The sequence below is a fragment of the Methylomagnum sp. genome (assembly GCF_054333355.1).
Window position 1 is genome coordinate 1 of record NZ_JBTEKS010000241.1, and the last position, 6895, is coordinate 6895.

At 66.1% G+C, this 6895-nt stretch carries 2 protein-coding genes; both read right to left on the reverse strand.

The features are described from left to right. Nucleotides 1-817: 817 nt before the first annotated feature. Nucleotides 818-4294 (reverse strand): transglutaminase family protein, encoded by a 3477-nt coding sequence (locus tag ACXWUF_RS15890; protein WP_458495632.1) that lies wholly within the window; start codon nucleotides 4292-4294, stop codon nucleotides 818-820. A 98-nt stretch (nucleotides 4295-4392) separates the two neighbouring features. Further along, nucleotides 4393-6895: transglutaminase family protein (locus ACXWUF_RS15895; RefSeq protein WP_458495633.1), on the reverse strand; the 2503-nt coding region annotated here is incomplete at its 5' end.

The following is a 6895-nucleotide window of genomic DNA, read 5'->3' on the forward strand; positions in this document are numbered from 1 at the left end:
TGGGCTAAGCGGGGGTAGCGTAAGGGCGGGAGGCAAATATCTTAAACCGCGTCTCGTTTGAAAGCCGTAGTGCTGGGCACCGCCTATATATTAGGATGGGTGCAGCGTGGCGAAACCCATCATGCCCCTAGCCTGAGGCGATGGGTTCCGTCGAGGCTCCACCCATCCTATAAGCCATGGCTCTCAAACGGGACGCGGTTTAAAACTGTGAAATTTGAGCGCGTTAATCAAAATTAAACCCCCGGGCTTCCAGCCATGGTTTTGTTAGGTAAAGCGCCGGTTCCGTGTCAGACTGTCCCCGACAGAAAAGCGATGGCCCCGTTACTGTCGCGGGGCGTTGAGGGCCGGACGCATCCCTAAGGGTGCCCGGCAAAAGCGGGCCGACCTAGGTCGGTTTTGCTGGCATTGCCGATCACTTTCGTGTCGTCGGCGATTTTTTTAACAGGGATGAAAAATGACGCCTTACCCTATTAAGGTTTGGCGCGAGGCAATTATGCATACCGTAAAGCGCATTGTGATGGTTTCTTTATTGGGCTTGTTTCTGACCGCTTGCGGCAGCGACGGGCAGGGACCATTTGGAAATACCCAAGGACCGAAGAAGCCACAGCAGACGAATTCATTGGGTTCGCCTTCCTTGTAATGGGGTTTCCCTGCGACAAGAAATGATCGAGGTCCATGATTTCGGCGCCGGAGCGAAGCAATTCGCTCCGGCGTTTCTCGTTGCGGTCATCCTCAATTTGTGGGAGCGGTCTTTAGGCCGCGGCGATTCCGCGCTCGGTCGCGGCCTAAAGACCGCTTCCACGACAACCGGCCTTCCTTAGCCGCCCGCCCGCACAAAATCCAGCAAATACGGGAACCGTCCGCCCGTCTCCTCAGGTGGCACCGCCACCCGCCTTGCGCCCGAGCCAAAATTGAGGAACCGCCCGCTGGGACTCCACGGCGGCGGGGCCATGGGGTGCGGGCGCGGTTGACGGGGTTCGCCACCGCCTTCCGCTTCCAACTCCAATTCCGGGACAGCCACCGGGGCGGCAAGGGTGCCCGCCAAGCCCGGACGGGCCGGGAAATAAGTGCAGCCACCCAACACGTCGCCAGTGCGGGCGTCCAGCAGATCGAACACCAGGGAATGAATGGGCGGCACCGTCGGATGTAGCGTTGAAGGCGGGTTCCAAGTCTTGTAGCGGACCCCCGCCAGGGCGAGGCCACGAGTGCGCGAGGCGTGCAAGGGCACCCGCCGCCCATTGCAGACAAGGACGTGACGGGACGGAATCAGCCCCGACACCTCGGCCTGAATCCGCTGGTTGGACGAGTCGATGAGCCGCGCCACGCCGGAGGCGGTGACTTCCTCGGACAGCACCGGCCACGGCTCGTGGGCCAAGCGCAGTTCCAATCCCACATCGCCCATTTGTATCTGGCCCAGCACCGGGAAGCGTTGCGCCAGGAACGGCTCGAACCATTCGGCCTGCACCGGCAATCCCGCCCCGCGCAAGTCGCCCAGGATTTTCCGTAAGTCCTCCCACAGCGGTCCCGGCAGCATGAAGCGGTCGTGCAAATCCCCGCCCCAATCGGCCAGACCGGCATCCACCGGCGCCTTCGCCAAATAGGTCAGCAGGGCGCGGACCAGCAGCCCTTGGGCCAGGGCCAGCTTGGCATCGGGCGCGGACTCAAACGAACGCAGGGCGATCCGGCCCAGGCGCAGGCTGGAACGATCCGGCGCGTAAAGCTGGTCGATGCGGATTTCCGCCCGGCGCATGTCGCCGCTGGGATCGGCCAGCAGATGGCGCAGCGCCCGGTCGGGAATCCAGGGGCCGGGCGAATCGTTCAGCGACAACCGGGACAGGGCCAGGCCCAATTCGTACAGGGCGTCGTCGCGGCCCTCGTCCGGGCGGGGCGCCGGGCCGGATGGACCCAGCAGCCGCCCCGCGAAGAAATAGGAGAGGCAAGGATGCCGCTGCCAATAAGTAATGAGCGAATGCAGCAATTGCGGCCTGAGCAGGAACGGACTGAGCGGCGGCCGCTCGCCCCCCAGCACGATGTCGGCGTTGCCGCCGGGCGGTTGCCGCCGTCCATCCGAGGCGATGCGTTCGGCCCGCAAGCCCACGGCTTCGGCTTCCCGGTAAACCCCGCTGACGATGCTGGACAAGCGCGCCCAGGACTCGGCGGCGGGCAATGTGACCCGCAGCACGCCGGACTCGGGTTCCAGGGTCAGCCGCCCCAGCCGGAAATCCTCCGGCGGCTCATAGCCTTCCAACAGGGCCGGAAGACCCAATTCGGCGGCGGCGGCTTCGACGACCCCCACCAAGTCCAGCCAATGCTCCAAATGGGTCAGCGGCGGCAGGAAGACATGCAGCCGACCTTCCCGGACCTGCACGCACAGCGCCGTGCGGGGCGGGCGGGCCAAGGGCTGATCGAGGTCGGCGGATTCCAACGGCTCCGCCACTTGGGGGTGGCGGGTCAGGCGGGCGGCGGGTTCGCCGTGGATTTCCGCCAGCAGGGGGCGCTCCTCGAAATGGCAGCGCTCGGGATCGGGGTTGGCCGGGGCGTCCTCGCCCATCGGCAGGCTGTCCAGCGGCAAGCGGTAGCCCAGCGGGGAATTCCCCGGCGCCAAATACAAGGCACCGCGCCGGAACCGCCAGCGGCCCGTGGCCCAGCGCTCGGACGCCGCGTCCCAGCGCAACGGCAGCACATATCCCACCGGGTCCAGCCGGGTCTGCGACAACTTGATGGCCAGTGCCCGCCGCCGGATAGGGTCGCGCAGGGCTTCGGCGGGCGGCTCGAATTGGATATGGTGGCGGTTCAGCCACAGTTCGTGCAACTGGTCCTCGTGGGCGGGCAGCAGGTAATCGGGCGACACGCCGAGACGCTTCGCCAGGGTTTGGGCGAAGTTGGCTGCGTCGCTGATTTCGGGGGCTTCCGGGCCGACATTCATCGTCTTGACCGCCCGCCGTGGATGGCCCGCCTGGGGCAGCGGGGAGACCGTACTGGCGGAGACCGACGTGGTTTTGAAAGCCGCGTCGGTCTTATTTTGGAGCGCTGGATGGTGGGTAATGGGTTGACCATCGGTACGGAAAAAGCAGTTCAGCTTCCAGCGCGGCAGATTCTCTCCACCGAACCATTCGCCTTGGCCCTCGTGCGGCACGCCGCCGGGCGCCAGCCGTTGCCGGAGCCGGGTCAGCAATTCCTCGGCGGCGGCCCGCTTGCCCGGACCCACGGCGGCGGTGGACCACTCCGGGGCCGTGGAATCGGCGGCGGTGAAGCACACCGTGGAGGCCATGGCGAGGCTCATGCCTTCGTCCTTCAAGCGCTGGTCCACCTGTTTACCCACGACATTGATGTCGGCCCATTGCGCGTCCGTGTAGGGCGCGGGAGCCGGGGCTGGCACCAGGCGGCGGACGCGAACTTCGCTCGTAGTCCCGGCTTCAGCCGGAACTTCGGACTCCGAAGATTCGCCCGCTTCCGCCACCCACGGCAAGGCCCGCAAAGGGTCGGGCGTCGCGGCCAGGGGAATATAACCTTCGTGGGTGAACAGCCCCGCCGCCGGGTCCAGCCCAATCCAGCCCGCGCCGGGGATGAAGACTTCGCTCCAAGCGTGCAGCGTGGCGGTGTCCAGCCAGCGGGTGGCGGAGGATTCGGCGACGTCACTCCAAGCGTGAACCACCGGCTCGGGTGCCAGAAACACCCGATACCCCGAAGTGAACCGCGCCGCCAGTCCCAGCGAGCGCATCCCCAAGGTCAGCAGCCACGCCGCTTCCCACGGCGAGCCATGCCCTTGTTCCAGCACCGCCTCCAAATCCACCGCGCCGGGGCTGGCGTGGCCGGAAATCGCCAAGTTGCGATGGGCCTCGGCGGCGATGTTGCCCAGCTTCCCGACGATGTAGGCCGGTTTCCGGTCCAGGGTTTTGAGGAATGCGGTCAGCCGTGGCCCCGGTTCGGGGATGTGCAAATAGGGCTTGAGTTCCTTGCGGAGTTGGTCCGGGTACTTGAACGGGAAATTCGCCGCGTAGGGCTCGGTCAGGAAATCGAAGGGATTGACCGGCGTCAGGTCGGCCACCAAGTCCACCGTCATAGCCAAGCCGGACACCGGCTCGGGCAGGTCCAGCCGGGCCAGATAGTTCTCGAACGGGTCGCGGACCCAGTTGAGGAAATGCGGCTCGGTGCCGACCTTGATGGAGAAGGCCGTGATGTCCGCCTGGGTGTGGGGCGCGGGACGCAGCCGCAGCCAGTGGGTGGGCAGAAGAACGCGCTGGGCGTGGCGCCGTTCGATGGTATGGGTCAGGGCGATGCGGGTGCTGCTCATGTAGATAACTCAACTGGTAAAGCGCCGTTCTGCTCCCTCGCCCCACGGGAGAGGGTTGGGGTGAGGGCGATCAAAAGAAGTTTTTTCTCCTCCGCCATCTATAAGGTCCGGCGCAAATCCAGGGTGCAGGGGAAATCGGGGTTGACGGGTTCCGGCGCGGGTTCGCGGACCAGGGCGGGACCGCCGCCGTGATGGGTGGCGATGTCGCGCACCCAGTCATCCGTTCCCTGAGCGGAGTCGAAGGGAACAGCAAGGTCGCGAATCCAATCCGGCGCGGGGCAATCGCCAGCGCTGTGGCCGTAGGCCCAGAACCTTGAGATGCGGCGGGATTCCGCCTCGTAGGCGTTGACCGGGAAGCTGTCGTAGGAGCGTCCGCCGGGGTGGGCGACGTGATAAACGCAACCGCCCACCGAACGGCCCAGCCGCCGGTCGAACAGGTCGAACACCACGGGCGCGTGCAACTCGATGGCCGGATGCAGCCCGAACGGTGCCTTCCAGGCTTTATAGCGCACCCCGGCGACATATTCGCCGGGCGTGCCGGTGGCTTGCATGGGCACGCGGCGGCCATTGCAGACCACCAGATAGCGTTCCGGGTCCAGCCCCAAGGCCCGCACTTGCAGCCGCTCCACCGCCGAATCCACCACCCGCGCCTGCTGCGACGCGCCCGCTTCCTCGCCGAACACCAGCCAGGGCTCCAGGGCCATGCGCAGTTCCAGTGTCACGCCCTCGTATTGCACCAGGCCGTAATGGGGGAAGCGGAATTCCAGGAAAGGCTCGTACCACGCCGGGTCGAAGGGATAGCCCGCCTCGTTCAATTCGGCCATCACCGACTTGAAATCGGCCCAGACGTAATGGGGCAGCAAAAATCTATCGTGGAGCAAGGTGCCCCAGCGGGCCAGCGGGTGGCGGTAGGGCGTCTTCCAGAAGTGGGCGGTCAAGGCCCGGAGCAACAGCATTTGCGCCAAGCTCATGCGGGCATGGGGCGGCATTTCAAAGCCCCGGAACTCCACCAAGCCCTGCCGACCGGACGCGCTGTCCGGGGAATTCAGCTTGTCGATGCAGAATTCCGAGCGGTGGGTGTTGCCGCTCAGGTCGGACAGGAAGTTGCGCAAGGCCCGGTCCACGACCCACGGGAGGGCGTTCTCCACCTCGGCGAGGCTGGTTTCCAGTTCGTCGAGCAGATGGGCGCCGCGCTCGTCCACCCGGGGCGCCTGCGAGGTCGGGCCGATGAACAGGCCGGAGAACAGGTACGACAGCGACGGGTGGTGCTGCCAGAACGTGACCAGCGAGCGCAACACGTCCGGGCGGCGCAGGAACGGGCTGTCGGCGGGCGTGGGGCCACCCAGGGTGACGTGGTTGCCGCCGCCGGTGCCGGAGTGGCGGCCATCCAGCATGAACTTCTCGGTGCCGAGCCGGGTCTGCCGCGCTTCTTCGTAGAGCGTGACGGTGTTGTGTTCCAGGTCTTCCCAGGCCCGGGCCGGGTGGATGTTGACCTCGATGACGCCGGGGTCCGGCGTCACTTTCAGGAACTTGATGAGCGGCGAAGATGGTGGCTCGTAGCCCTCGATGATGACCGGCAGGCCGAATTCGGCGGCGGTGTTCTCGATGGCCGACAGCAAGCCCAGATAATGCTGCGGATAATTCAGCGGCGGCATGAAGAGATACAGCCGACCGTTGCGCGGCTCGATGCACAAAGCCGTGTGGGGCACGCCCACCCAGCGCTTGTACTGGCGACGGATGACCTCGGGCCGGGCGTCGGCGGGCAGGGGCTTTTTATGCTCGGGCGGTTCGGCGGGGCCATAAAAGCTTGGCTCGACCGGGCGCGGCACGGGCGGCGGGGCCAGTTCCTCGTCCTCGACTTCCGCCGCCCAAGGCAATTGGCCGATGGGCAAACGCAGCCCCATGGGCGAACCGCCGGGCATGAGGTACATGGCGTCGCGGGGGAAATTCCATGGCGCCGAATGCCAGCCGCCCCGGCTCCAATCCCACAGCAAGGGCAGGGCGTAGCCCACGGTGCGGTCCAGCCCACGGGACAGCGCCAGACTCAGATCATCGCGGTATTGCGGCGCCCACGGAATGGCGATGGGGTCCAGGTTGGCGGGCTGGTTGGCTTCCCGCCACAGGTAATAAATCCAGTCCTCGAAGCCGGGGGCCAGGAACGCCGGATCGACGCCCAGCCGCATCGCCAGCCGTTCGCCGAAGCGGCGGGCCAGTTCACTGGTGACGCCGTAATCCTTGTGTTCGTCGGCGATCAGGGCCGGGTCGCGCCACAGCGGCACGCCGTCGGAACGCCAGAAGCAGCCCAGCGCCCAACGGGGCAGGGGTTCGCCGGGATACCATTTGCCCTGGCCGTAATGCAGCAGGCCACCGGGCGCGAAGGCTTCCCGCAGGCCGCGCAGCAGCACCCCGGCCCGTTCGCGCTTGTGGAAGCCCAGCGCTTCGGTGTTCCATTGCGCCCCCTCCATGTCGTCGATGGACACGAACGTCGGCTCGCCGCCCATGGTCAGGCGGATGTCCAGCGCGGCGATTTCCCCATCCAAACTGCGCCCGAGTCGGCGGATGTCTTCCCACTGCGCTTCCGTGTAGGGCTTGGTCACGCGG